Origin of the sequence: Pseudoflavonifractor intestinihominis (genome assembly GCF_040096055.1) — a bacterium.
In the GTDB taxonomy this organism is placed as follows: domain Bacteria; phylum Bacillota; class Clostridia; order Oscillospirales; family Oscillospiraceae; genus Pseudoflavonifractor; species Pseudoflavonifractor intestinihominis.
The window spans coordinates 126,545-149,974 of record NZ_JBBMFK010000004.1 but is presented as its reverse complement, the minus strand read 5'-3'; the positions used below and the strand labels follow the sequence as shown (position 1 = coordinate 149,974).

25 protein-coding genes are annotated in these 23,430 nt (G+C 64.4%); 12 read left to right on the top strand and 13 right to left on the bottom strand.

Translation table 11 applies throughout. The annotated features are described in order from the left end of the window. Window positions 1–91 precede the first annotated feature (91 nt). From WMO64_RS04065 to WMO64_RS04055, 3 genes are all read left to right on the top strand, one after another. A complete protein-coding gene (locus tag WMO64_RS04065) occupies window positions 92–1,087 on the top strand; it encodes a sigma-70 family RNA polymerase sigma factor family protein (RefSeq protein ID WP_349231092.1) in 996 nt (331 codons plus the stop codon). A gap of 179 nt (window positions 1,088–1,266) precedes the next feature. After that, window positions 1,267–2,022: an EFR1 family ferrodoxin gene (locus WMO64_RS04060; protein WP_294517175.1), complete on the top strand. Its 756-nt coding sequence runs from the start codon at window positions 1,267–1,269 to the stop codon at window positions 2,020–2,022. A 39-nt stretch (window positions 2,023–2,061) separates the two neighbouring features. Next, window positions 2,062–2,706 carry a metallophosphoesterase gene (locus WMO64_RS04055; RefSeq protein ID WP_294517177.1) on the top strand — a complete coding sequence of 215 codons (645 nt, stop codon included), beginning with the start codon at window positions 2,062–2,064 and terminating at the stop codon, window positions 2,704–2,706. A 50-nt stretch (window positions 2,707–2,756) separates the two neighbouring features. Here WMO64_RS04055 and WMO64_RS04050 read toward each other — a convergent pair whose 3' ends face one another. The 3 genes from WMO64_RS04050 to WMO64_RS04040 form a co-directional block, all read right to left on the bottom strand. After that, window positions 2,757–3,332, bottom strand: coding sequence for a 3'-5' exonuclease (locus tag WMO64_RS04050; protein ID WP_294517179.1), 576 nt, complete (start codon window positions 3,330–3,332; stop codon window positions 2,757–2,759). A gap of 92 nt (window positions 3,333–3,424) precedes the next feature. After that, complete coding sequence (locus tag WMO64_RS04045; RefSeq protein WP_294517181.1) at window positions 3,425–4,084, bottom strand: YczE/YyaS/YitT family protein; 660 nt, start codon at window positions 4,082–4,084, stop codon at window positions 3,425–3,427. Next, a complete protein-coding gene (locus tag WMO64_RS04040; RefSeq protein WP_294517183.1) occupies window positions 4,084–4,515 on the bottom strand; it encodes a MarR family winged helix-turn-helix transcriptional regulator in 432 nt (143 codons plus the stop codon). The genes WMO64_RS04045 and WMO64_RS04040 overlap by 1 nt, the downstream gene beginning before the upstream one ends. A 170-nt stretch (window positions 4,516–4,685) precedes the next feature. On the opposite strand from WMO64_RS04040, the gene yaaA reads away from it, so the two are divergent. From yaaA to cutA, 4 genes are read left to right on the top strand one after another with little or no spacing between them, the layout of a single operon-like run. After that, a complete protein-coding gene (yaaA, locus tag WMO64_RS04035; protein WP_349231091.1) occupies window positions 4,686–5,435 on the top strand; it encodes a peroxide stress protein YaaA in 750 nt (249 codons plus the stop codon). 1 nt (window position 5,436) lies between these two features. Then, the gene (gene bcp, locus WMO64_RS04030; protein WP_349231090.1) at window positions 5,437–5,901 is read left to right on the top strand and encodes a thioredoxin-dependent thiol peroxidase; all 465 of its coding nucleotides are present in this window, start codon (window positions 5,437–5,439) and stop codon (window positions 5,899–5,901) included. A gap of 24 nt (window positions 5,902–5,925) precedes the next feature. Further along, window positions 5,926–6,318, top strand: coding sequence for a DUF5655 domain-containing protein (locus WMO64_RS04025; RefSeq protein WP_349231089.1), 393 nt, complete (start codon window positions 5,926–5,928; stop codon window positions 6,316–6,318). A gap of 22 nt (window positions 6,319–6,340) precedes the next feature. Continuing rightward, window positions 6,341–6,673: a divalent cation tolerance protein CutA gene (cutA, locus tag WMO64_RS04020; protein WP_349231088.1), complete on the top strand. Its 333-nt coding sequence runs from the start codon at window positions 6,341–6,343 to the stop codon at window positions 6,671–6,673. Window positions 6,674–6,726: 53 nt separating this feature from the next. Here the strand turns inward: cutA and WMO64_RS04015 are convergent, their stop codons facing one another. From WMO64_RS04015 to WMO64_RS03995, 5 genes are all read right to left on the bottom strand, one after another. After that, window positions 6,727–7,365: an alpha/beta fold hydrolase gene (locus WMO64_RS04015; RefSeq protein ID WP_349231087.1), complete on the bottom strand. Its 639-nt coding sequence runs from the start codon at window positions 7,363–7,365 to the stop codon at window positions 6,727–6,729. Window positions 7,366–7,525: 160 nt separating this feature from the next. After that, window positions 7,526–8,020, bottom strand: coding sequence for a lipoprotein (locus WMO64_RS04010; protein ID WP_349231086.1), 495 nt, complete (start codon window positions 8,018–8,020; stop codon window positions 7,526–7,528). Then, window positions 8,017–8,235: a helix-turn-helix domain-containing protein gene (locus WMO64_RS04005; protein WP_294517199.1), complete on the bottom strand. Its 219-nt coding sequence runs from the start codon at window positions 8,233–8,235 to the stop codon at window positions 8,017–8,019. Before WMO64_RS04005 ends, WMO64_RS04010 begins: the two co-directional genes overlap by 4 nt. Before the next feature lie 14 nt (window positions 8,236–8,249). After that, entirely contained in the window at window positions 8,250–8,837 is a 588-nt protein-coding gene (locus WMO64_RS04000; protein ID WP_294517201.1) for a DUF2975 domain-containing protein, read from the bottom strand. A gap of 133 nt (window positions 8,838–8,970) precedes the next feature. Further along, entirely contained in the window at window positions 8,971–9,699 is a 729-nt protein-coding gene (locus WMO64_RS03995; protein ID WP_349231085.1) for an NAD-dependent protein deacylase, read from the bottom strand. 157 nt (window positions 9,700–9,856) lie between these two features. Between WMO64_RS03995 and WMO64_RS03990 the strand changes: the two genes are divergently transcribed. Continuing rightward, entirely contained in the window at window positions 9,857–10,657 is an 801-nt protein-coding gene (locus WMO64_RS03990) for a TetR/AcrR family transcriptional regulator (RefSeq protein WP_349231084.1), read from the top strand. A 53-nt stretch (window positions 10,658–10,710) separates the two neighbouring features. Here WMO64_RS03990 and WMO64_RS03985 read toward each other — a convergent pair whose 3' ends face one another. Continuing rightward, on the bottom strand, window positions 10,711–10,863 hold the full coding sequence (locus WMO64_RS03985; protein WP_294517210.1) for a FeoB-associated Cys-rich membrane protein: 153 nt from the start codon (window positions 10,861–10,863) through the stop codon (window positions 10,711–10,713). 31 nt (window positions 10,864–10,894) lie between these two features. Further along, complete coding sequence (gene feoB / locus WMO64_RS03980; RefSeq protein ID WP_294517212.1) at window positions 10,895–13,327, bottom strand: ferrous iron transport protein B; 2,433 nt, start codon at window positions 13,325–13,327, stop codon at window positions 10,895–10,897. A 253-nt stretch (window positions 13,328–13,580) separates the two neighbouring features. Between feoB and WMO64_RS03975 the strand changes: the two genes are divergently transcribed. Further along, window positions 13,581–13,961, top strand: a complete 381-nt coding sequence (locus WMO64_RS03975; protein WP_294517215.1) for a BlaI/MecI/CopY family transcriptional regulator — start codon at window positions 13,581–13,583, stop codon at window positions 13,959–13,961. Beyond that, complete coding sequence (locus WMO64_RS03970; RefSeq protein ID WP_349231083.1) at window positions 13,962–16,949, top strand: M56 family metallopeptidase; 2,988 nt, start codon at window positions 13,962–13,964, stop codon at window positions 16,947–16,949. A 50-nt stretch (window positions 16,950–16,999) separates the two neighbouring features. Here WMO64_RS03970 and WMO64_RS03965 read toward each other — a convergent pair whose 3' ends face one another. Beyond that, window positions 17,000–18,595 (bottom strand): L-aspartate oxidase, encoded by a 1,596-nt coding sequence (locus WMO64_RS03965; protein WP_349231082.1) that lies wholly within the window; start codon window positions 18,593–18,595, stop codon window positions 17,000–17,002. A gap of 203 nt (window positions 18,596–18,798) precedes the next feature. Here WMO64_RS03965 and WMO64_RS03960 point away from each other — a divergent pair, with 203 nt between their 5' ends. After that, window positions 18,799–19,383, top strand: a complete 585-nt coding sequence (locus WMO64_RS03960) for a chromate transporter (protein ID WP_349231081.1) — start codon at window positions 18,799–18,801, stop codon at window positions 19,381–19,383. Continuing rightward, a complete protein-coding gene (locus WMO64_RS03955) occupies window positions 19,380–19,952 on the top strand; it encodes a chromate transporter (RefSeq protein ID WP_349231080.1) in 573 nt (190 codons plus the stop codon). The genes WMO64_RS03960 and WMO64_RS03955 overlap by 4 nt, the downstream gene beginning before the upstream one ends. A 68-nt stretch (window positions 19,953–20,020) precedes the next feature. Here WMO64_RS03955 and WMO64_RS03950 read toward each other — a convergent pair whose 3' ends face one another. Both WMO64_RS03950 and WMO64_RS03945 read right to left on the bottom strand, forming a co-directional pair. Next, the gene (locus tag WMO64_RS03950) at window positions 20,021–21,385 is read right to left on the bottom strand and encodes a citrate/2-methylcitrate synthase (protein WP_294517226.1); all 1,365 of its coding nucleotides are present in this window, start codon (window positions 21,383–21,385) and stop codon (window positions 20,021–20,023) included. 275 nt (window positions 21,386–21,660) lie between these two features. Beyond that, window positions 21,661–23,382, bottom strand: coding sequence for an FAD-binding protein (locus WMO64_RS03945; protein ID WP_294517229.1), 1,722 nt, complete (start codon window positions 23,380–23,382; stop codon window positions 21,661–21,663). Between the last annotated feature and the right edge of the window lie 48 nt (window positions 23,383–23,430).

The following is a 23,430-nucleotide window of genomic DNA, read 5'->3' as shown; positions in this document are numbered from 1 at the left end:
GCCTTTAGTCCGGCTTTAGTCCGGGGGCGTATGATAGCCGGGAGAACTGCGCCGGAGGCGTGATATCCCAGAACAAGAGAGGTTGAATACCATGGCAGAAATCACAGACAGCGCCCGCAAGGGCAGCCCCGAGGCGATGCGCACCCTTTATGAGCAGAACAAGGACCGGATCATGTTTCTGTGCCAGGCCCTGCTCCTGGACGAAAACGCCGCCTGTAACGCCGTGTCCCACGTGTTCAAGGCCATGTGGGAGCTGGTGGTGTCCGGGCAGGTCATCTCAGAGCAGGATTTCAGGGACACGGTCACCAAGAAGGCGGTCAACTACTGCAAGGCCCAGACGGCCAGAAAGAACGCCAAGGCCTTCCGGGTCCCCGTCAACCGGAACTTCATCAACACCCCCTACGATGCCGGGAAGATGTCCCTCAGCGGAGCGCCCTGGGAGATAGTCCTGAAAAACCTGCCGCCCCTCCACCGCTTCATCTATCTGCTCCACGGGGTGTTCGGGTACGACGACATGCGCATCGCCAAGCTCTTCAACACCACCACCGAGACCGTCCGGCTGGCGCTCCAGGCGGAGGAGGCCAACATCAGCCGTATCCTGGCCCTGGCCCCGGACCAGGAGGGCGTGTCCATGACGGCGGAGGCCTTCCACCAGGCCCTGCTGGAACAGCCCCAGGCGGTCTCCATCCCCAGGACCGTCACCATTACCGTCCAGATGGGCATCGACAACATCTGCCAGCCCTTCCTGGACAGGAAGAAGAAAAAACGGACCAGGAATTCCATCCTGGCCGCCGCCCTTCTGGTGGCGGTGTGCCTGATCGTGGGGGTCTCGGTGGCCGTGGGCGGGAGCGCCGGCCAGACCGACCCGTCGGCCAGCCCCTCCGAATCCGTCCAGGCGTCCGAGACGCCCACAGCCACCGACAGCACCGACGCTGACACAAACGGCACGGATACCGACAGCACCGGCGCCGACGGGAGCGGCACGGATGCCGACAGCACTGGCGCCGACGGGAGCAGCACGGATGCCGGCGGCGCCGGTGAAGCGGAGAACTCCAGTGATTCCGGGGACGGTCTGGTCTACGAGTGAGCTCCGGCACAGACCGCCCCCTTCGCTGACGCTTCCGGCCCGCCGCGGCGGCAGAGGGAATCTCCCCTCTGCCGCCGTTTTCTTGTTCCCTGCGGGGCAAAAGTCTGTTATACTGGAGACATCACAGGGCGGCGCTTTCCCGTCGGGATGGAAGCTGACCGCCAGAGGAGGGACCATCTGTGATCGTCTACTTTACCGGTACCGGAAACAGCCGCTACTGTGCCCGCATGCTGGCCGACAAGCTGGGAGACCACTGCACCGACGCCTTTCATTTCATCCGGGACGGCGTGGCGGTGGAGCTGTCCTCTGCCAAGCCGTGGGTCTTTGTCTGCCCCACCTACAGCTGGCAGATCCCCCGGGTGTTCGCCGACTTTATCCGCGCCGGCCGCTTCTCCGGCAGCCGGGACGCCTATTTTGTCATGACCTGCGGCGGGGACACCGGCAGCGCCGCCGACAAGAACCGCGCCCTCTGCCAGGAAAAGGGCCTCCGCTGCCGGGGCACCCTGACGGTGGTCATGCCGGAGAACTATATCGCCATGTTCAACGCACCGGAGCGGAAGGAGGCCCTGGGCATCATCGCCGCCGCCCGCCCCGTGCTGGAGCAGGGGGCGGGGTACATCCAGCGGGGCGAGAAGTTCCCCGCCCGGAAGGCCGGAGCTGCGGACCGGCTCAAATCCGGCCTGGTCAACACCCTGTTCTACCGCTTCAACGTGAAGGCCGCCCCCTTCCATGTGGCGGGCAGCTGCGTCTCCTGCGGCAAGTGCGCGGCGGCCTGCCCCCTGGGCAACATCCGTATGGAGCAGGGCGTGCCGGTGTGGGGCGACCGGTGCACCCACTGTATGGCCTGCATCTGCGGCTGTCCCACCGGCGCCATTGAGTACGGCAAGGCCAGCCAGGGCAAGCCCCGCTACCAGTGCCCCGACTACCAGGGCTAGTCTCCGCCGGGAGACCCGCCCCTCAGAGGAGCTGATCGCATGATCTACTGCATGTCCGACCTCCACGGCGAGGAGGGCCGTTTCCACGCCATGCTGGACAAGATCCAGTTCTCCGGCCGGGATACGCTGTATATCATCGGGGACGTCATCGACCGCAGCCCCGGCGGCGTGGCCCTGCTCCGGGAGATCATGGCGGCGGACAACATCCATATGCTGCTGGGCAACCACGAGCAGATGTGCCTGGACACCCTGGGGCCCAACAGCGTCTACGGCAGCCGGGCCCTCTGGCAGCAGAACGGCGGCAGCCGCACCTACCGCCACCTGGTCTACCTCTGCTCCCCCCGGGAGCGGTGGGAGATCCTCAAATTCCTGTCCGGCCTGCCCGACCACCTGGACCTGAACGTGGGGGACCGGGCCTTTCACCTGGTCCACGGCATGCCGTCGGAGGACCCCTACCGCCGGATCTGGGACCGGCCGGAGCCGGACGCCCCCGCGCCCCTGCCCGGCCGCACCGCCATTGTGGGCCACACCCCCACCTGCTTCCTCACCGGCCACATGTACGACCCCCTGACCATCTGGCACGGGGACGGGATCATCGACATCGACTGCGGCTGCGGCAACCCCAGCGAGTGCCGGCAGCTGGCCTGCCTGCGGCTGGACGATATGGCGGAATTTTATGTCTGAACAGGCCAAGCGGCCGGACAGCCCTTCAGCTGTCCGGCCGCTTTTTTCTCTTATCTCCGCCGTCCGCCCGCTTTGGCGGTGCACAGGCGCTCCATGTCGTAGGTGCGGACAAAGGGCGCCACGCTGGCCCCTGACTCCAGGTGGTGGAGCAGGATCTCCCCGCAGGCCAGGCTGTCGCTGCCGGCGTGGTGGTGGTCCAGTTCCAGGCCCAGATAGTCGCTCACCGTGTTCAGCTTGTGGTTGGGCAGCTGGGGCAGCAGGCGGCGGCTCATCTGGCAGGTGCAGGCGTAGGGCACCGTGGGACGCCAGCGGATACCGTAGTCCCGCAGGCACTTGGCCAGCACCGACATGTCAAAGGGGGCGTTGTGGGCGATGAGCAGGCCGCTGTCCATCACCGGGGCGATCTCCCGCCACAGCTCGGGAAATGTGGGCTTGTCCGCCACCATCTGGGGGGTGATGCCCGTCAGGGCCATGTTGAACGGAGCAAAGGGCTCCTCCGGGTTCACCAGCGTGTAGTACTCCCCGGCGATCTCCCCCGCCTCCACCACCGTGATGCCGATGGCGCTCATGCGGTCGTTGGCGTAATTGGGCGTCTCCACGTCAAAGGCGATATATCTGCCGTCCATCTCTCTGTCCTCCCGGCGCTGTGTGTCTGACAGGGGCTTGGCCCCGCCTCCGATTGTACCACAGCCCGGCCACCGGGGCAAGCCGTCCCCGGTCAGAGGTACCGCTGGGCAAACCGCTTCATGGGCTTGTTCACCTGCTTGGCGGTGAGGCCCACGCAGATGGCGGCCGCCACCGTGCCCTCCCGGACGCCGGTCAGCTTCCCCAGGAACAGGAAGGACAGGATGGTGGCCAGCACCACCAGCGTCACGTCAAAGCCCACCTTGGCGTTGGCGAACTTCACGTGGAACGCCTTGCACACGGCCAGGACCATGCCCTCGCCGGCCAGGGTGACCACCCCGGCGGTGACCTCAAAGCTGACGCCCACGCCCACCAGCAGGATGCCCACCACGCACAGCACCCACGCCATGGGGTAGGAGGTGCAGGTAATGCCCTGGAGGGCCCAAACACTGAAGTCGGTCAGGGCGCCGAAGATCAGGGCCACCGGCAGCTGGATCAGCTGGATGGGGTCGTACTGCCTGCGCAGCAGCAGGATCTGCAGCACAATCAGGGTGACGTGCATGGCGATGGTGGCGGTCCCCACGGTGAGGGGGGTGAACTCGCTGATGACGTAGGGCAGGCTGGAGATGGGGGAGGTGCCCAGCCCCGCCTTGATGGAAAACGCCACGCCGAAGGCCATGATGGTCAGGCCCACGCACAGCAGGATGTACCGCTTGACATAGGATGTGATCTTGCTCCGAAGTTCTGTGTCCATTATCCATTTCTCCTTCTCTCGGGCGACACGGACCCGTATACCTTCTCCAGCAGGACCCGCAGCTGGTCCTGCTCCTCCGGCGTCAGTCCGGCAGCCGCCTGGGCGTCGGCCCTGCGGAAAATCTCCGCCATCCGTTCCCCCATCCGCCGGCCCTCCGGCGTCAGGGACACGTACAGGGACCGGCGGTTGCCGTCCCGCTGGGTCCGGCGCACCAGCCCGTCCCGCTCCATGCGCAGCAGGATGCTGCCCACCGTGGCCTGCTCGATCTCGCAGAAGGCGGCAATGGCCTTCTGGTTGCTCTCCCCCTGCCCCATCAGGCACTCCAGTACCTTGGGCTGCCCCGGCGACAGGCCCATGGCCGCCGCCTCGTTCAAAATCCAGCGGTTCAGATTGGTGTGGGTCTTCATCAGCAGATAGTGCAGTGATTCCATGTCTGTTCTCCCGAATAATAAGCTTTCTTATTATATCGATGCTTATTATAGTCCGGTCCATGCCGTTGTCAAGCCCCCGCCCCACATTGCCATTTGAAAGCCGGGCCGCTTTGTGGTATCCTGTCAGCAGACACATTCACCTCAGCCCATCCCATACAAGGAGTCCTGCCATGCGGATCATCATCTCACCGGCCAAGAAAATGATTGTGGACACGGACAGCTTTCCGCCGGAAAGTCTGCCCGCCTTTCTGCCCCGGACAGAGCGGCTGCTCTCCGTCCTCCGGACCATGTCCCCAGCGGCGCTCCAGGCCCTCTGGAAGTGCAACGACGCCATCGCCGCCCTCAATGTGGAGCGGCTGGCGGCCATGGACCTGGAGCGGAACCTGACCCCCGCCGTCCTGTCCTACGAGGGCATCCAGTACCGCTACATGGCCCCCACCGTCTTTGAGACGGGCCACCTGGACTACATCCGGGACCATCTGCGCATTCTCTCCGGGTTTTACGGGCTGCTGCGCCCCTTTGACGGCGTGGTCCCCTACCGGCTGGAGATGCAGGCCCGGCTGTCCGTGGACGGCTGCCGGGACCTGTATGCCTTCTGGGGCGGCGCGCTGGCGGAGGCTCTGGCGGCGGAGACCGGCCTGGTGGTCAACCTGGCCTCCAAGGAGTACAGCCGGGCGGTGGAGCCCCACCTGCCCCCCCAGGTCCGCTTCCTCACCTGCACCTTCGGCGAGGAGAAGGGCGGGAAGGTGCTGGAAAAAGGCACCGCCTGCAAGATGGCCCGGGGCCAGATGGTCCGCTGGATGGCGGAAAACCGCGTGGAGCGGGCGGAGGACCTGCGGGACTTCGCCGGCCTGGGCTACGCCTTCTCCCCCGTCCATTCCGATGAAAACCACTTTGTCTTTTTGAAAGGAGCAACCTGATATGCTGGAAGCCGGAACCAAAGCCCCTGCCTTCACCCTGCCCGACCAGGACGGCAACCCCGTCTCCCTGTCCGACTTTGCGGGGAAGAGAGTGGTGCTCTACTTCTACCCCAAGGACAACACCCCGGGCTGCACCAGACAGGCCTGTGCCTTTGCCGCCGCCTACGGTGAGTTTGCGCGGCTGGGCGTGCCGGTCATCGGCGTGAGCAAGGACTCCGCCGCCTCCCACCGGAAGTTCGCCGACAAGTACAGCCTGCCCTTCATCCTCCTCTCCGACCCGGAGCTGGCCGCCATTCAGGCCTACGACGTGTGGCAGGAGAAAAAGCTCTACGGCAAGGTGTCCATGGGCGTGGTGCGCACCACCTATGTCATCGACGGAAACGGCGTCATCGAGAAGGCCATACCCAAGGTGAAGCCGGACACCAACGCCGCTGAGATCCTGGACTACCTGAAGTCCGGACAGTGATTCTTCCGGGAGGAGGCGCCTGCCGTGAACTGTTCCCCGCACTACGCCGCCGACCTGCTGTTCTACTTTGACGGCAGGCCCCTGGAGCTGTCCCTCTACGAGGCCCTTTTTACCGCCCTGGACGCCGCCTTTCCCCAGGCCTCGGTCAAGGTGCAGAAGAGCCAGATCAGCTTCTACGGGCGGCATCTGTTCGCCGCCGCCTCCCTGCCCGTGCGGCGGAAAAAGGACTGGCCGGAGCACTGCATCCTGGTCACCTTCGGACTGTCCCATCAGGTGGCGGACCCCCGCATTGCCGTGGCCGTGGAGCCCTACCCCAACCGCTGGACCCACCACGTGGTGGTGGACAGGGCGGAGCAGGTCGACGGCCGGCTGCTGTCCTGGCTGCGGGAGGCCTGGGACTTTGCCCAGCGCAAGTGATTTTTTAGGAGGAGGGGCTCACATGACGGAGTTTCCCTACTGCAAGCTGGAAATCTTTATCCCTGAGACCCACCTGGACGACCTCCGGCAGGCCCTGATGGAGGTAGACGCGGGGCACATCGGAAACTACGACTGCTGCCTGTCCTATTCCCCGGTCACCGGCTGCTGGCGGCCCCTGCCTGGCACCACCCCATATCTAGGCTGTGAGGGCCAGATCAGCGCCCAGCCGGAACTGAAGGTAGAGGTCACCTGCCGGACGGAGCGGGTGGACGAGACCATCGCCGCCGTCAAGCGGGTCCACCCCTATGAGGAGCCGGTCATCAACGCCATCCCCCTCTACCGGGTGGGACTATAAATACGCGCAAAAGGGCGCGGGCTGTGTTCACACAGCCCGCGCCCTTTTGCTTTTTATATCTTTTGTACCGCGGCGCGGCCCCTGTAGAAGTCGGTGAGCAGCACGCTCAGGGCCTCGGGGGCGTCCTTATTGGACTCGTGTCCACCCTCGGCGATGAGCCGGAACTCCGCCTGGGGCAGCATCCGCGCCAGCGCCTCCCCCGCCCGGCGGTTGGCCCGGTCCTGCTCGCCGCAGAGCACCAGGACCGGGCAGGCCACCTGCTCCAGCTCCGGCCGCAGGTCCAGATCCGCCATGGAGGCGCACAGCCGGATGGCCGTCCCCTTCTCCAAGCCCAGCTTCCGGAAGGAATCCGCGGGCATCAGCCGGAACAGCAGGTTCTGCACCGTCATCAGAACCTTGGGCATGGAGGCCCGGGCGCCGATCAGGGCCAGGCTGTTCACCCGCTGGGGGTGCTCCGCGGCGTACTGGAGGGCCAGCACACCCCCCAGTGACAGCCCGCACAGGTCCAGGGGCCCCTCCAGGCTGTCACAGTATTGTTCAAACGCCCCATAGAGGGAAGAATAGTCCTCCCCTTCCCGCTCCAGGGCATATAGATTCGGACACAGCGCCCGGCTCCCCTTGTCCAGCCGGCTGACAACCGCATTCCAGTCCTCAGGTCTCTGTCCCAGTCCATGCAGGAACACGATGGGCACGGGTAGATCCTCCTTTCTGATGCAGCCCAAGGCTGCGGCAATCACGAGAATATGTCCTCAGTATAGAGAATCTCCCATTTCCCTGCAAGGGGGAAAATCCTTAATTTTTCATAAACTTTCTCTCTATTCGTGTATTTTTTCACTTGATGGGGCCGATTCGCTATGTGTCCAGCTCATAGCAGTAGAGAACTCCGCTTTCCTTGTCGTAAATTGCCAAAGTGAAGTTATAGGAGCCACGCCCAAAGAGCCCGCTGTCGTCCTCCGGGTCCTCCGCCTCACTGTGGCGGTCCAGGAAATAGTACCAGCCGTCGGTCAGGTCCTGGGGTACGTCCTCACACAGGCCCCCGAAATAGTCCTCATACACCGCTCGATTCAGATTCTCCGTCAGGGGTAGAGCCTTCCAGCCGTCGGCTCCGGCTATCTCTTTCTCCAGGGCAGTCCGGTTCTCCCCAGTGAAGGTAAGTATTAGGGTGGTGTCCCCGTCGCCGAGAAAGCCGCCGTGGGTGTCCTCCTCCTCGACCACGTGTCCGTCGGTCAGGTTTACCCCCAATGTCCGGGAGAACTCCCCCTTGAGCCCGGAGGATGGCCAGGGGGCGCAGCCGGCCAGCTGCATGACGGCGGCCAGGGCCATCAGAAGCATCAAAATTCGTCTCACTGCGCTCCCTCCTCCGGCACATACTCCAGAATGTCCCCGGGCTGGCAGTCCAGGGCCTTACAGATGGCCTCCAGGGTGGTGAACCGCACCGCCTTGGCGTGGTTGTTCTTGAGCACCGACAGGTTGGCCAGGGTCAGGTCCACCCGCTGGGCCAGCTCGCTCAGGCTCATCTTCCGCTTGGCCATCATCACATCCAGATTGACCACAATGGGCATGTCTCTCCCCTCCCTCAGATGGTCAGGTCGTTCTCTTCCTTCAGCTCGGCGGCCTGGCGGAAGAGGGCGGACATGACCATGCACAGCAGAAAGCCCATGAGGAACACGGGGACAAACAGGGTGTTGTAGGTGAATACCGGGATGGCGGAGCGGTAGAAAATCACAGCCCAAATGGTCCTGACCAGGGCCACCAGGGCGATGACCAGGCAGCACACCGCCGCCCGCTTCAGGCTGCGGGCGTTGTCCCGGCAGAAGGGATTGCCCCTCCGGATGGTGCCCAGCACCCGCCTGGCCTGCCATAGGATGACGGCCGTGCACACTCCGCAGAACATGAGAAAGGCGGCGATGGCGGCGGTGTGAGGCGTACGCCAGACACGCGTGAGGTACTGCCAGCAGACCACGAAGAAGAGCGTCACCGCTGTGGGCGTACCGGCGGACAGATTGCCTGGGGATACAAAGTCTGCAAAATATCTCAGTCCGCCCTCCGAGGCGATGCCCACCAGGCCGGGCACCAGGGGCAGAGCCAGGAGATTGCACACAAAGGCGATGGTCACCAGGATGTTCAGGATTTTGGCCAGCTTTGCGGCCGCTGAGTTTTCCATGGGAAATCCCTCCTTGCTGATGGGGCCATTATAGCGCCGGTCATATTGTTTGTCAATCTATTTTTATTGTTTTTCGATAAATATTTATTGATAAAAAGGGTGGGCAGGCAAAGAGCCCGTCCACCCGCAGGTTTTACTTCACTTGTATGCCGCCCAGCACCTGGCCGATGGGGGCGGCGATGACCAGGTCGGCGTTCCGGTCGTAAGGCGTGGGGCTCTTGTTGATGAGCACCAGCTTATTGCCCCGGTAATAGTTCACCAGGCTGGCCGCCGGATAGACCGCCAGAGAGGTTCCGCCGATGATGAGCATGTCCGCCTGCTCTATGGCCTTCAGGGCGGCGGTGAGGATTCCCTGGTCCAGGGCCTCCTCATAGAGGACCACGTCGGGCTTGACCCGGCCGCCGCACTTGTCGCAGCGGGGCACGCCGTCACAGGCCATCACGTCCGCCAGGGAGAAGAACTTGCCGCACTTCTCGCAGTAGTTGCGCAGCACCGAGCCGTGGAGCTCCAGCACGTTCCTGCTGCCCGCCTTCTGGTGGAGGCCGTCGATGTTCTGGGTGACCACGGCGGTCAGCTTGCCCGCCGCCTCCAGCTCGGCCAGCTTTTTGTGGGCGGCATTGGGCTGGGCGTCGGGAAAGAGCATCTTGTTCCGGTAGAACCGGAAGAACTCCTCGGGCTGGGCCTCATAGAAGGTGTGGCTCAGGATGGTCTCGGGCGGGTACTTGTACTGCTGGTTGTACAGGCCGTCCACGCTGCGGAAGTCGGGAATGCCGCTCTCCGTGCTCACCCCGGCGCCGCCGAAAAAGACGATCCGGCTGCTCTCGTCAATCCAGCGCTGAAGGAGCGCTCTGTTTTCCTCCATATCACTCGTCCCCCCTGATCTGATGTACCCCTATTGTACCACAGCCCCGCCCCCATTCCAATATGGGAAAATTCCGCTGTGTGAAAATCTTGACAGTGTGGTGCCTTCTCCGCTATACTGAAGCCAAATTGACCGCTGGGTAGCAGGTGATGCTTCTATGACAAATCATTTGAGGAAGCTGGAACTGAAGGAGCGCATCCAAGCGGCAGCCAAGCGCGTGTTTCTGAAGAAAGGCTTCTCTGAGACAAAAATCAGCGACATTGCCGCTGAAGCGGGCATCTCTCCCTCCACCATCTATCTCTATTTCTCCGGGAAAAAGGACCTCTTCGCCTCTCTGGACATCCAGCACATGGCGGACGTCCGGCCGGAATTCGAGCGCAGGCGGGAGGATATCTGCCGCATCGCCCTAAAGATCTTCGGCGACGAGGGCTTTGAGCGCACCACCATGGACTCCATCGCCGAGAAGGCGGGGCTGTCCAAGGCGGCGCTGTACCAGTACTGTTCCAGCAAGGAGGATCTGTTCCTCCAGGTGCTCCAGTACTACATCGCCAGCGGCTTCCACGGCCCGGACGAGACCCGGAACGACAGCGGCGACTGGCGGGAGTACCTGCGCACGGTGGCCAAGAGCTGCCTGAACAATGCCCGCAACGCCGAGCGCAGCGCCTTCCTGGGCACGGTCATCCGGGACTCCAACAAGTTCCCCAGCTTCGGCGCGGCCTACTATCAGTACAGCTACTGCGTGGCCCGGAAGGGGCTGGTCCAGTTCCTCACCCGCCAGCAGCAGCGGGGGCTCATCCGGGCCGACGCCGACGTGCCCGGCATCACCGACGTGTTCCTGGGCAGCCTGATGTCCTACGTGGTGATCTTCCGCATCATCAACGGCGTCACCTGCGACGTGGAGGAGCAGGACTACATCAACAACACGGTGGACACCTTTGTCCGGGCCCTGGAGCCCTGAGCCGGCAGACAGAAAACGCGTGCGTCTCTCCGGAGACGCACGCGTTTTTGTTTTCAGCTGTTCTTTTTTCCGCAGCAGGAGCAGTCGCCGCTGCACCCGCCGCAGGAGCCGCAGTCGCCCTTGAGCTGGCGGCGGACATGGCGGACCAGATAGACCACCGCCCACACCGCCAGAACGGCCACAGCTCCATAGATGATGTATTTCACAGAAAACCTCCCGCGGATTTCACCGCGCAACTCAGAAGATCAGGCTGCCCACCTGGTACACCAGGAAGGAGATGAGATAGGCGCAGCACAGCTGCCACAGGATGGACCGGATGGTCCACTTGGTGGAGTTCATCTCCTTGTGGATGGTGGACACAGCCGCCACACAGGGCACGTACAGCAGCACGAAGACCAGGAAGGCGTAGGCCGCCACCGGGGTCTGGAAGGTGCCGGACAGGGCGGAGGCCACCACCGCGCCGCTGGCGCTCAGGGAGAAGCCATAGAACAGGCTCATGGAGGAGACCACCGCCTCCTTGGCGATCAGGCCGGACAGCAGGGCCACCGCGGCCTGCCAGGTGCCGAAGCCCAGGGGCACCAGGATGGGGGCGATGATGCCGCCGATGCCGCCCAGCAGGGACTGTCTGGCGTCCTCCACCATGACCAGGCCACCGTTCCAGCCGAAGGACTTGAGGAACCACAGCACCACGCTCATGGCCAGGATCAGGGTGCCCGCCTTCACCAGAAAGCCCCGGACCTTCTCCCACACGTGCATCAGGCAGTTCTTCAGGGTTGGCAGGCGGTAGGGGGGCAGCTCCAGCACAAAGGCGGCGGGCTCGCCCTTGAATATGGTCTTTTTCAGGATCAGGCCGGAGCAGACGGCCATCAGCAGGCCGATGATGTACAGGGAGAAGACCACCAGACCGGCGTACTGGGGGAAGAAGGCGGCGGACAGCAGGCCGTACACCGGCAGACGGGCGGAGCAGGACATGAAGGGCACCAGCATGATGGTCATGCGGCGGTCCTTCTCATTCTCCATGGTGCGGGCGCCCATAACGGCGGGCACCGTGCAGCCGAAGCCCATCAGCATGGGGATGAAGGCCTTGCCGCTCAGGCCAAACCGGCGGAGCAGCCGGTCCATGATGAAGGCCGCCCGGGCCATGTAGCCCGAGTCCTCCAGCAGGGAGAGGAACAGGAACAGCAGGGCGATCTGGGGCAGGAAGGTGAGCACGCCGCCCACGCCGGAGATAATGCCGTCCACCAGCAGGCTGGACACCCAGGGGGCGGTATCCGCCGCGGCCAGGGCGCCGGAGACCCAGGTGCCCAGGGCGCCCATCAGGTCCTCGATCCGGTCGGACAGGAACACGCCAGGCCCGAAGGTGAGGGAGAACATGGCCAGCATCATCAGCAGGAACACGGGCACGGCGAACCACTTGTGGGTGACGATGGAGTCGATCTTGTCCGACAGGGTCAGCTCCCCCGCCTTCCGTCCCTTTTCCACCGACACGCTGGTCACCCGCTGGATGAACTGGTACCGGGCGTCGGCGATCAGGGTCTCCCGGTCGCCCAGGGCGTAGGCCTCCTCGTAGTCGTGGAAGATTTTTTCCAGCTTTTGCTTGGTCTCAGCCGGCAGGTCCAGGGCCTTCTCCACCAGGGCGTCCCCCTCAATGAGCTTGATGGAGGCCCAGTGGGCGGGCAGGCCGATCTCATAGGCCCGGTCGTGGATCAGCTCGCCCACCTGGTGGTGGATCAGGTGGGTGTAGTCGTCGTACAGGTCGTCGGGCTCCAGGGTGACGCCCACGTGCATCTGCTGGTGGGCCACCCGCAGCAGCTCCTGGATGTTCTCACCGGTGCGGGCGGTGATGGGGATCACCGGCACGCCCAGCAGCTCGGACAGCCGCTGGCAGTCGATCTTGTCCCCGTGGCGCCGGGCCTCGTCCATGAAGTTCAGGGCGATGACCATGGGCCGCTCCAGCTCCAGCAGCTGGGCGGTGAGGTACAGGTTCCGCTCGATGTTGGTGGCGTCGATGATGTCGATGATGGCGTCCGGGTGCTCCCCCACGATAAAGTCCCGGGCCACGATCTCCTCCATGGAGTAGGGGGACAGGGAGTAAATGCCGGGCAGATCCACCACGGTGACACTCTTGCCATCCACCTCGGCCTTGCCCTCCTTCTTCTCCACCGTGACGCCCGGCCAGTTGCCCACGTACTGGTTGGAGCCGGTGAGGGCGTTGAACAGGGTGGTCTTGCCGCAGTTGGGGTTGCCCACCAGGGCCAGCTTCATCTCACGGGTGTCGTGGCTGGCGTAGTCGGGCACGGAGCTGTGCTCCTCCTCCTCGTGCTGGTGGGCGGCGCTCATCCGCCGCAGGGTCTCCTCGTCGGGCACCCGCTGGATCATGCCGGACCGGCGCTTCCGCTCGCTGCGGCAGGCCTGAGCCTCTTCTCCCATGGCCAGGGTGATCTGGGCCGCGTCCTCCTTCCGCAGGGACAGCTCGTAGCCCCGCAGATTGACCTCGATGGGGTCGCCGAAGGGGGCCACCTTCCGCACCATCACTTCCGTACCCGGCGTCAGGCCCATGTCCACCAGGCGGCGCTTCACCGCGCCCTTGTCGCTGCCCACCCGGAGGATGATGCCACGCTCGCCAGGGACCAGGTCCTCCAGGGTCCTTTTTTCCTTCTCCGTTCTCATGGAAAACTCCATCCTATCCAAAAAAGTTTCTTGCGTCTAACTTCGTCTGTATTATACCTTTGCCTTCTCAGCCGGTCAAGGGAAAACCTGCCCGAAAATCCAGTCTTTCGCTGGGCTTCTCTCTGTATCACTTGTTTTTCGCCCGGTTTCTTATTTTCTGCAAAAGCAGAAATTCCTCTTGACAAGTATTTTCTGCAAATGTAGAATATACTTGAAGATAAGATTTGCATTTGCAGAAAAGGAGGTACCCCCTATGGATGGCTTCAAGCGCCTGCCCGAGTCCGAGCTGGACATCATGCTGGCCGTGTGGGCCGCCGAGGGCGCGATCACTGCGCCGGAGATCCTCTCCGCCCTGGACCGCCCCCTCACCGCCAGCGCCCTCCACAGCTACCTGAAGCGGCTGGAGGAGAAAGGCTTCCTCTCCTGCCGCAAGGAGGGCAAGACCAACCTGTACGCCCCTCTGGTCTCCAAGGCCCGCTATCAGGAGGAGGAGGGAAAGACCGTTCTGGGCAAGCTCTACGCCGGCTCTCTCCGCCGCTTTGCTGCCGCACTCCACGACGGCGGCAGCCTGCGCCAAGAGGATGTGGCCGAGCTGCGGGCCTACCTGGACCAACTGGAAGAGGAGGCGAGGTAAATGGAAGATCTGCTCCTGCGCGTGCTCACCGTGTCGGCGGCCTGCTCCGCCGTGCTGCTGCCCCTGCTGCTCCTGGCCCGGCGCATCCGCCACCGGTACGCCGCCCCCACCCTGTACGTGCTCTTTCTCCTGCTGGCTCTGCGGCTGGTTCTGCCAGTCCAGCTGAGCCGGTCCGCCCCCGCCGTCACGGTGGAGGTGCCGTCCTACTCCATCTCCGCGCCGGTTCAGCGCCCTGCGCCAGTGCAGAGCCAGGTCTCCACCCTGCCCCAGCAGCCCGCCGGGCAGACTGCCCTCACCCCGGTGGAGCCTCTGCCCCAGCAGACCCAGACCGCCCCGGAGACTGAGCCTGTGACCATCCACTCCACCCAGCTGCTGGCCATTCTCTGGCTGGCGGGCGCGGGGGTCTTTCTGGCGTTCCACTGCATTTCCTACCTGCTGGCCCGGCGGCGGCTGCTCCGCCTCGCCCTGCCCCCTGCCCCGGAACAGGCGGACAAGTGCTCCTCCCTCCGGCAGGAACTGCACATCCGGCGGTCCGTGGGGCTGATGCGCTCTGCCGCCGTCAGCTCCCCCATGATGCTGGGACTGGTCCGGCCGGTGATCCTTCTCCCCACCCGGGACCTGGCGGACAATGAGCTGGACCTGACCCTCCGCCACGAGCTGCTCCACCTGAAGCGCAGGGACGTGGCCTACAAGGCGGTCATGCTGCTGGCCAACGCGGTCCACTGGTTCAACCCCCTGGTGTGGTGGATGGCCCGGGAGGCGGGCCGCAACCTGGAGCTGTGCTGTGACGAGGCGGTGATCCGCAGCCTGAACGGCGGCGGACGGCGGGCGTACGGTCAGGTGCTGCTCCAGGCCGCCGCGGATGCCTCCGGCCCTGCCCTGTCCACCCGCTTCGGCAGCGGGAAGGGGCAGCTAAAGGACCGGCTGGGCAACCTGTTCCTGAAAAAGCGCCGGGGTATCCCCCTGCTGTGCTGTGCCCTGGCCCTGGTGCTGGCCCTGGGCGGCCTGGTGGCCTGTGAGCAGGTGGACGGCGGGGAAACTCCGTCCGGAAACACCCTCACCGCCCAGGAGGCCCTGGACGCACTAACGGAGAGCATTGCCTTTGACCCCGATACCGCCACCCTCACCTTCACCGTTCCGGCGGGCTACGCCCCCGCCTCCGACTGGTCCATCCACATCGCGGGACGACAAGAGATGGAGGGCGGCAGCGGCATGAGCCTCCACTTCCTGGACGGCACCGACTGGGAGGCGGGCGAAACCTACACCATCCCCCTCACCGACGCCCAGATTGCCGCCATCCGTACTCAGGACGAGGAGCTGCTGGCGTCGCGGGGCCTCTCCTCCGTCACCGAGCTCACCCTGGACGCCGCCCTGCCCGACCCGGAGAACGGCGAGCGGAGCATCACCGTGGACCTGCTGCCCGTGGTGCGGACAGTGGCCAATCCCTCCTACACCAGCCAGGTCTGGGGCTTCACCCTTCAGCTGCCCGAGAACTGGGCCGGGCTGTACGAGGTGGCAGAGGGGCCGGACAGCTGGGGCTTCTACCTGAAAAACCGGGATGAAATGGGCGGCTGGCTCCTGAGCGTATATACAGAGGACCGGGACGCCTTTTATGAGGCATGGGGCGGCGACCCAGAAGGCGCCTATCCCTCCCAAATGGAAATTCTGGCCGAGACAGAGGATACGGTTTTCTACGCCACATACGCCAGCGACGTGCAGTTCTCCGAGGCGAATCAGGATGAGTACCAGGCCCTGGACGCCACCGGCCGGCAGCTTACCCCGGAGGACTTCACCCTGAGCGGCGCACCCTTCCCCACCCGGCTGACGGGGCAGGTGGTCTCCTTCTCCGACAGCTCCCTCACTTTCCGGACCGCGGACGGAAGTGAGCGTACCTACGCTCTTTCCGACCCCGACTTCCCCGTAAACCTCTTCATGCACGGCTTTGAGCAGATTTCTCCCCTTCCTTACTCCGCCGCCATGGTCTCGCTGGAGGGCCGCCTGAACTCGGGCTACACCCTCTATCTGGACGGAGATGAGCAGGTGGTTGGCCTGACTGAGTCCGCCCGTCAGCCCATCACCTACAGCGGCTATCTCTGGCCCGCCATCAGCCACTACCAGATCGCCCGCCCCTTCTCCCAGGACCACCCGGGTGTGGACATTGTCGCAGTCGCCGTTGCCTCCGTCTGCTCCGGCACAGTCACGGAGACAGGCACGGACCCTCAGTACGGGAATTACATCCTTGTTTCCTGTGAGGAGGGCTCCTTCCGCTATGCCAATCTGTCGGAACTCTATGTGACGGTTGGCGAGCAGGTGGAACCCGGAGACATGCTGGGCCGTCTGGCCGAGGGCGCGGAGGGCAAGGTGCTCCATCTGGAGTGGATTCCCGCCCGGACCGGCCAGCCCGAGGACCCGCTCTCTCTGACCTTTGTAGATGAGGACAATTTCCCGGTCAACGACCGGCTGACCGACTTCCCCGTGGACAAGGCCGTGGACGCCTTCCTGGCCACTGAGGACGGCTATGAGGTGGTGGTGGCCACGCCCTATGAGAGCCCTGAGATCAGCTATCTGATCATCGGCAGCTGGACCGGGAACGGCGAGGTGGGCTATGCGGCCCGGCTGGCCTGGCGGAATGAGGACGGCACCTGGCGTCTCTCGGAGCGGGGCACCTGCCCGCCCCTGATGAGCCCCCGGGTCACCGCCGGTGTGCTGCGGTACGATGAAGAAAACGCCCTGGTGTTCGGCTTCCTGGGCAGCTCCACCTGGACCGATTTCGACGGCCCCGACGTGCCCTACAACACGGCGGAAATCACCGTCCAGACTGCTGGCGAACCTCCCTATACGCTGCGTACCTCAGCGGCTGCCAACGGCTGGTTTGCCCTCAACGTCCCCGCGGAAGTTCTGCCTGTGGAGGACCTGCTCTTCTCCATGGACAACGGCGTCTCCTTCCGATACAGCGACTTCTTCGGCGACGCCCTCTCACAGGAGTAACCCCATACAGACGAAGTGCCCGGAGCGAAAGCTCCGGGCACTTCTCTTATTCAAGGCTTCAGGGAGAGGATGATGCTCTCCTGCTGGTTGGGGTCGGTGTCGGGGAAGTCGGTGCGGGTGTGGCAGCCCCGGCTCTCGGTCCGCCGCAGGGCGGCCTGGAGTACCAGGCTGGCCAGATAGACCAGCTGGGTCAGGCGGCGCTTCTTCTGCTGCTGGACAAAGTTGGGGGTGGGCAGGTCGGAGAGCTGCCGGTCCAGATGCCCCAGCTCCACCAGGCCCTGGGTCAGGCCCCGGGCGTCCCGCAGGATGCCGCCGTACTGCCAGAGGATGTGGTGGATGCTCTTCTCCCCGCCGGTGAGCACCGCCTCGGTCTCCGGGTCGGGCGGGCAGTCGCTGCACTGGCCGGGCGCCTCCCAGGCCAGATCGGCGGGCAGGGGCGTCTTTTCCGCCTCCTCCGCCGCCAGCTGTCCGGCGGTCTGGCCGAAGACCACATTCTCGGTCAGGGCCGTGGCCCCCAGCCGGTTGGCGCCGTGGATGCCGCCGGTCACCTCGCCCACGGCGTACAGTCCGGGCACATCGGTGTGGCAGTCCACATCGATGACCACGCCGCCGCAGGAGAAGTGGGCCGCGGGCACCACCTCGATCAGGTCCCTGGACGGGTCGATCCCCGCCGCCCGCAGGGCCTTGCACGCGCCGAAGCTCTGGAGCAGGGCTTTTTCCGGGATGTGCCGGGCGTCCACATACGCGCCCCCCATGGGGCTGCCCCGGCCCGCGGCCACCTCCTTGGCGATGGCGGCGGACAGGATGTCCCGGGCCGCCATATCCTTCAGCACCGGGTCGTAGCGCTCCATAAACCGCTCCCCGTCCTTGTTGCGCATGATAGCCCCCTCGCCCCGGAGGGTGTCGTTGACCAGCTTGCCCTTCAGGCTGGGAGGCGCGGCCAGGGTGGTGGGCATGAACTGGACAAACTCCATGTCCCGCAGGCGGCAGCCTGCCTCCAGGGCCAGGATGTACCCCTCGCCGGTGAGGCCGGGGGCGGTGGTGGTGTGCTCGTAGAGGGCGGCCATGCCGCCGGTGGCCAGCACCACCGTCCTGGCGGCGATCATCAGGGGCTTGCCCTCCCCGTCCACGCCCGCCGCGCCGCACACCCGGCCGTCCTTCAGCAGCAGCTGGGTGATGAGGACATTTTTCAGCATGGTCACGCCCTGCTCCCCCGCCCGGCGGAAGAGGACGCCGTAGGCGTCGCTGCCCCGTCCGGAGGCGCACCGCAGGGACCGGGGCACCGTGTGGCCGCCGGAGCGGAAGCGGCGGTAGCTGCCGTCCTCGTTCCGGTAGAACGCCACGCCCCAGTCTGTCACCCGCTGGATGGCGGGGTAGGACCGCTCGGCCAGCCGGCGCAGCAGGGTCTGGTCCACCAGGCCCGCGCCGCTGCGGAGGGCATCCGCCATCAGGTGGTCCGCCGAGTCATCCGCCGCGTCGGGCAGCACCACGGCATACCCGCCCGCCGCCACGGCGGTGGCGTTGCCCCCCGTCTTGTACACCAGGGTCACCCGGGCGCCCGCCTCCCGGGCCGCCATGGCCGCGCACAGTCCGCCGCTGCCGCCTCCCAGCACCAGCACGTCAGTATCCAGCTTCACAGGTGTCATTGCTCCGGCTCCTTTCCGTCTTCCCGCATGTTGGCGGCCCCTGCGGCCGCCTGTCTCTTCCCTATCAGAATAACCCCTCCTCCAGGGGGAATGTCAAGAGGATTTTATGGCGCTCCTTGCAGCGGAGATTTCATGGTTGCAGCCGCTCCCCTTCCGTATTATAATAGTGGCTGCCCACAATTTACCGAAAATGAGGGATTTCTATGGAAAAACGCGGGCCTGCCCTGTACTGGCGGCTCTTCTCGTCCACATTTCTGCTCTCCGCCTTCACCTTTGGCGGCGGATACGTCATCGTCCCGCTGATGAAGCAGCGCTTTGTGGACAATCTGGGCTGGCTGGAGGAACAGGAGATGCTGGACCTGACCGCCATCGCCCAGTCGGCGCCCGGACCGATCGCGGTCAACGCCTCCATTCTGGTGGGATACCGTGTGGCCGGTCTGCCCGGGGCCGCGGTCGCCATTCTGGGCACCGTGCTGCCGCCCCTTATCGTCCTCTCTGTGCTCTCCCTGTTCTACTCCGCCTTCAAATCCAATCCGGTGGTGGCCGCCGTGCTCCGGGGCATGCAGGCCGGTGTGGCCGCCGTGATCGCCAGCGTTGTGGTGGACATGGCGGGCAACATCCTCCGCCAGCGGGATTGGCTGGCCACGGTCATTATGGTGGTCTCCTTTGCCGTCACCTGGTTCCTGGGGGTCAACGTCATCTGGATCATCCTGGCCTGTGCCGCCATCGGCATTCTGGCCACCCTGTTCCGCCTCCGGAACCCGGGAGAAGAGGAGGGGCAGGTATGATCTATCTCCAGCTCTTCTGGAGCTTCTTCCAGGTGGGCCTGTTCAGCTTCGGCGGCGGCTATGCCGCCCTGCCCCTGATCCAGGCCCAGGTGGTGGACGGCCACGGCTGGCTCACCATGTCCGAGTTCACCGACCTGATCACCATCTCCCAGATGACCCCCGGCCCCATCGCCATCAACTCAGCCACCTTTGTGGGCACCCAGATCGCCGGGCTGCCCGGCGCCATCATCGCCACTGTGGGCTGTGTGTTCCCCTCCTGCATCATCGTCTCCCTGCTGGCCTTCCTCTACTACCGCTACCAGAAGCTCACCGCCATTCAGGGCGCCCTCTACGGGCTGCGCCCCGCCGTGGTGGCCCTTATCGCCTCCGCCGGCCTGTCCATCCTGATCACCGCCTTCTGGGGTGAGGGCGGCTTTGTGCCTGCCCTCCCCGACCTGGTGGCGGTCGGCCTCTTCCTCGTGGGCTTTGTGGTGCTGCGGAAGTGGAAGCCCGACCCGGTGTGGGTCATGCTGGGCGCCGGCGTGCTGGGCGCCGTCATCTATCTGCTCTTCCCCGGTCTGACCGGCTGAATCCCCTCTCTGAGGCAACAGGAGGGCGGATGCGTCTGCATCCGCCCTCCTGTCTGTTTTCTCTGGATTCAGCGCTCCTCCAGGGTCTTGTAGGGCTGCCGGTGTCCCACGTACTGGTAGGCGGGACGGATGATCTTGCCCATGTTGATGAGCTCCTCGATGCGGTGGGCGCTCCAGCCCGCCACACGTGCCAGGGCAAAGATGGGGGTGTACAGCTCCAGGGGCAGGTCCAGCATATGGTAGACAAAGCCGGAGTAGAAGTCCACGTTGGCGGACACGCCCTTGTAGATCTTGCGGTCGCCCGCAATGATCTGGGGACCCAGCCGCTCCACCAGGGAGTAGAGCTCGTACTCCTCGGTGCGGCCCTTCTCCCGGGACAGCCGCTCCACAAAGGACCGGAGGATATTGGCCCGGGGGTCGGACAGGGAGTACACCGCGTGGCCCATGCCGTAGATGAGGCCCGCCTTGTCAAAGGCCTTCCGGTCCAGCAGGGCCTGGAGGTAGGCCTTCACCTCATCCTCATCCTTCCAGTCCCGCACCTTCTCCTTCATGTCCTCAAACATGCGGATGACCTTGATATTGGCGCCGCCGTGCTTGGGGCCCTTCAGGGAGGCCAGGGCCGCCGCCATGCAGGAGTATGTATCCGTGCCGGAGGAGGTGACCACGTGGGTGGTGAAGGTGGAGTTGTTGCCGCCGCCGTGCTCGGCGTGGAGGGTGAGGCACACGTCCAGCACGTGGGCCTCCCAGAAGGAGTAGGACGCATCGGGCCGCAGCAGGGCCAGAATATTCTCCGCCATGGACAGCTCCGCCCTGGGGGCGTGGATATACAGGCTGTTGCCCTCCTTATAGTTGTAGGCCTGGTAGCCGTACACCGCCAGCAGGGGGAATACGGCGATCATCTGCAGGCACTGGCGCATTACGTTGGGCAGGGAGGTGTCGTCCGCCCGCTCGTCGTAGGCGGCCAGGTTGAGCACGCTGCGGGCCAGGGAGTTCATGATGTCCCTGCTGGGGGCCTTGAGGATCACGTCCCGGACAAAATTGGTGGGCAGGGAGCGGTAGTACGAGAGCTGGCCCCGGAAGGCGGAGAGCTCCTCGGCGTTGGGCAGGCGGCCCACAAGGAGCAGATAGGCGGTCTCTTCAAAGCCGAACCGCTTCTCCTTCAGCGCCCCGCTGACCAGCTGCTCCACGTTGATGCCGCGGTAGTAGAGCTCACCGTCACAGGGCATCTCCTTGCCGTCCACCAGCTTCTTGGCCACGATCTCCGATATCTCGGTCAGGCCCGCAACGACGCCCTTACCGTTGAGATCACGCAGTCCCCGCTTTACGTCGTACTTCACGTAGTCGTCGGGGGAAATACTGCTGTTGGCCAGGGCCAGATTGGCCAACTCGGTCACCTCAGGCGTCACTTCATTGTAATTCGGATTGCTTGCCATTGTCAGACCTCCTTTTTCCGGGAAACGCCGCCTCCGTGCGGCCCAGTAATTTCGCTGATTAAAGTGATAGCTTGCTGATTATTATACCGTGAAATTGTTTCTATTTTATGAATGGATACATAATGTTTTTGTAAAACCCGGTTTTTCAATCTTATTTTATATGAAACATTTCGCCATCCGTCCTCAAATTCACGCAAAAATGTGCAAAAAAGCGTGCTGCTCAGAGAGCAGCACGCTTTTTGAGGTGGATTTATGCCCTCAGCGGCAAAGGCGGCTTACAGGATGTCCTCCGCCACGGAGGCGCCGGCGATGCGGCCGAAGGTGACAGCCGCGCTGTAAGCGCCGCTGATCCAGGTGACCTCACCGGCGGCATACAGGCCGGGCACCACGGTGCCGTCCTCATAGAGGACCTGGGCCCGCTCGTCGGCGGTGACGCCGCCCTTGGTCATGTGGTTGGCGGTCTGAACCTTGGCGCCGTAGTAGGGGCCCTCGGCATCAAAGGGACGGGCGCCCTCGGGCAGGTTGGCGTTGTAGTCCGCCACAGAGGCCTTCAGGCCCTCGGCGTCGATCCCCAGCTTTTCGGCCAGCTCGTCCAGGGTCTCGCCCTGCTGATAGTAGCCGGCGGCCACGTGCTTGCGGGTGCGGTAGTTGTCCTCATACAGGGTGCGGTCAGCCAGATAGAATGCAGCGCCGTCGGGCTGGGCCAGAATGGCGGTGCCCAGGGTCAGTCCGGAGGTGGAGGCCTCATCCACAAAGCGGGCGCCGTCCTTGTTCACCAGCAGGAAGCCGGAGCCGCCGCCGGTCAGGTCACGGCGGGGGTTGAGGATGTAGGAGAAGACGGACATCTTGCCCATGTTCTCCAGGCCGAAGCCGTTCTTCTCAAACACGGGGATGAAGTCGCCGGTGGTACCCATGGAGTTGGAGGTCTCCAGCACCTCATAGCCGGGGGCGTACTTGGCCAGCAGCTCCTTGTTGTTGCAGAAGCCGCCGGTGGCCACCACCACAGCGTCGGCGGTGATGTTGTAGGTGCCGCCCTTGGTCTCCACCACAACGCCCTTGCACACGCCGTCCTCCATGATGAGGTCGGTGCCCTTGTTGTCCAGGCGGATGTCAACGCCCAGCTCATAGGCCTCCTTCTCCAGACCGGTCTGGATGTGGTCGCCGGCGTAGACGTCGCTCTCCGCCATGTGGTTGGTGCCGCCGTTGGACTGGTTGAGCAGGATGTCCATGTCGCGGAGCCAGGCGTCCAGGGTCCACTCGCCCTCAGCCCAGGCCTGGAGGCGCTCGGGAGTGTTGCCGGCATCCTTCTTCTCCTCGATGAACTGCTCGATGGTATACTCAATGCCCGCCTTGTGCTGGGCCTTGGAGTTGATGAGGTCAAAGAAGTTCATGTCGAACTTGCCGTTGCCGGACAGGATGCCCAGCTTCTCGATGAGGATCACGTTCTCCACGCCGCTCTGCTTGGCGGAGATGGCGGCGGCGAGACCGGCAGGGCCGCCGCCCACCACCACCAGCTGGGTGGAGGTATCCTCGGGAGCGGCGGGGGTCTCCGCGCTGGCGGTGGTCATGGTGATCTCACCGAAGTCCTGGCCGTACTGGCTGGCAGCGTCGGCCACAGCGGCCTTTACGGCGAAGGAGGTGAAGGTGGCGCTGGAGACGCTGTCCACCACGGGGGACTGGGCCTCCAGAATGCGCTCCTTCAGAATGGGGAACGCCCGGTTGACAACAGGAGCCGTTTCATGGTTGTCCAGCAGCCGCAGGTCGGTCATCTGTCCGTCTTCCACGGTCACCAGGACGGACACCTCACCGCCGTAGCCGGTACCCTTGCCCTCGTAGACGCCGTTGGCCGCAGTGGTCTGAGCGGGCTCACTGGCCTGAGGCTGGCTGGCAGAGGGGGTGCCGGAGGGGCTCTCCGCAGAGGGAGCGTTGGAGCAGGCCGCCGTCAGGAGCAGGGCGCCGGCCGCAACCAGGCTGAGTACGCGTTTGCTTTTCTTCATTTCATGCATTCCTTTCCACTATCCGCGTTTTTTCTGTGCTGCTTTTGG

Bases quoted from the DNA above. Each gene is read 5' to 3' on its own strand.
- WMO64_RS04065 (WP_349231092.1), top strand. From the start codon at position 92: ATGGCAGAAATCACAGACAGCGCCCGCAAGGGCAGCCCCGAGGCGATG.
- WMO64_RS04055 (WP_294517177.1), top strand. From the start codon at position 2,062: ATGATCTACTGCATGTCCGACCTCCACGGCGAGGAGGGCCGTTTCCAC.
- WMO64_RS04050 (WP_294517179.1), bottom strand. From the start codon at position 3,332: ATGGACGGCAGATATATCGCCTTTGACGTGGAGACGCCCAATTACGCC.
- WMO64_RS04045 (WP_294517181.1), bottom strand. From the start codon at position 4,084: ATGGACACAGAACTTCGGAGCAAGATCACATCCTATGTCAAGCGGTAC.
- WMO64_RS04040 (WP_294517183.1), bottom strand. From the start codon at position 4,515: ATGGAATCACTGCACTATCTGCTGATGAAGACCCACACCAATCTGAAC.
- yaaA (WP_349231091.1), top strand. From the start codon at position 4,686: ATGCGGATCATCATCTCACCGGCCAAGAAAATGATTGTGGACACGGAC.
- bcp (WP_349231090.1), top strand. From the start codon at position 5,437: ATGCTGGAAGCCGGAACCAAAGCCCCTGCCTTCACCCTGCCCGACCAG.
- cutA (WP_349231088.1), top strand. From the start codon at position 6,341: ATGACGGAGTTTCCCTACTGCAAGCTGGAAATCTTTATCCCTGAGACC.
- WMO64_RS04005 (WP_294517199.1), bottom strand. From the start codon at position 8,235: ATGCCCATTGTGGTCAATCTGGATGTGATGATGGCCAAGCGGAAGATG.
- WMO64_RS04000 (WP_294517201.1), bottom strand. From the start codon at position 8,837: ATGGAAAACTCAGCGGCCGCAAAGCTGGCCAAAATCCTGAACATCCTG.
- WMO64_RS03995 (WP_349231085.1), bottom strand. From the start codon at position 9,699: ATGGAGGAAAACAGAGCGCTCCTTCAGCGCTGGATTGACGAGAGCAGC.
- WMO64_RS03990 (WP_349231084.1), top strand. From the start codon at position 9,857: ATGACAAATCATTTGAGGAAGCTGGAACTGAAGGAGCGCATCCAAGCG.
- feoB (WP_294517212.1), bottom strand. From the start codon at position 13,327: ATGAGAACGGAGAAGGAAAAAAGGACCCTGGAGGACCTGGTCCCTGGC.
- WMO64_RS03975 (WP_294517215.1), top strand. From the start codon at position 13,581: ATGGATGGCTTCAAGCGCCTGCCCGAGTCCGAGCTGGACATCATGCTG.
- WMO64_RS03970 (WP_349231083.1), top strand. From the start codon at position 13,962: ATGGAAGATCTGCTCCTGCGCGTGCTCACCGTGTCGGCGGCCTGCTCC.
- WMO64_RS03965 (WP_349231082.1), bottom strand. From the start codon at position 18,595: ATGACACCTGTGAAGCTGGATACTGACGTGCTGGTGCTGGGAGGCGGC.
- WMO64_RS03960 (WP_349231081.1), top strand. From the start codon at position 18,799: ATGGAAAAACGCGGGCCTGCCCTGTACTGGCGGCTCTTCTCGTCCACA.
- WMO64_RS03955 (WP_349231080.1), top strand. From the start codon at position 19,380: ATGATCTATCTCCAGCTCTTCTGGAGCTTCTTCCAGGTGGGCCTGTTC.
- WMO64_RS03950 (WP_294517226.1), bottom strand. From the start codon at position 21,385: ATGGCAAGCAATCCGAATTACAATGAAGTGACGCCTGAGGTGACCGAG.
- WMO64_RS03945 (WP_294517229.1), bottom strand. From the start codon at position 23,382: ATGAAGAAAAGCAAACGCGTACTCAGCCTGGTTGCGGCCGGCGCCCTG.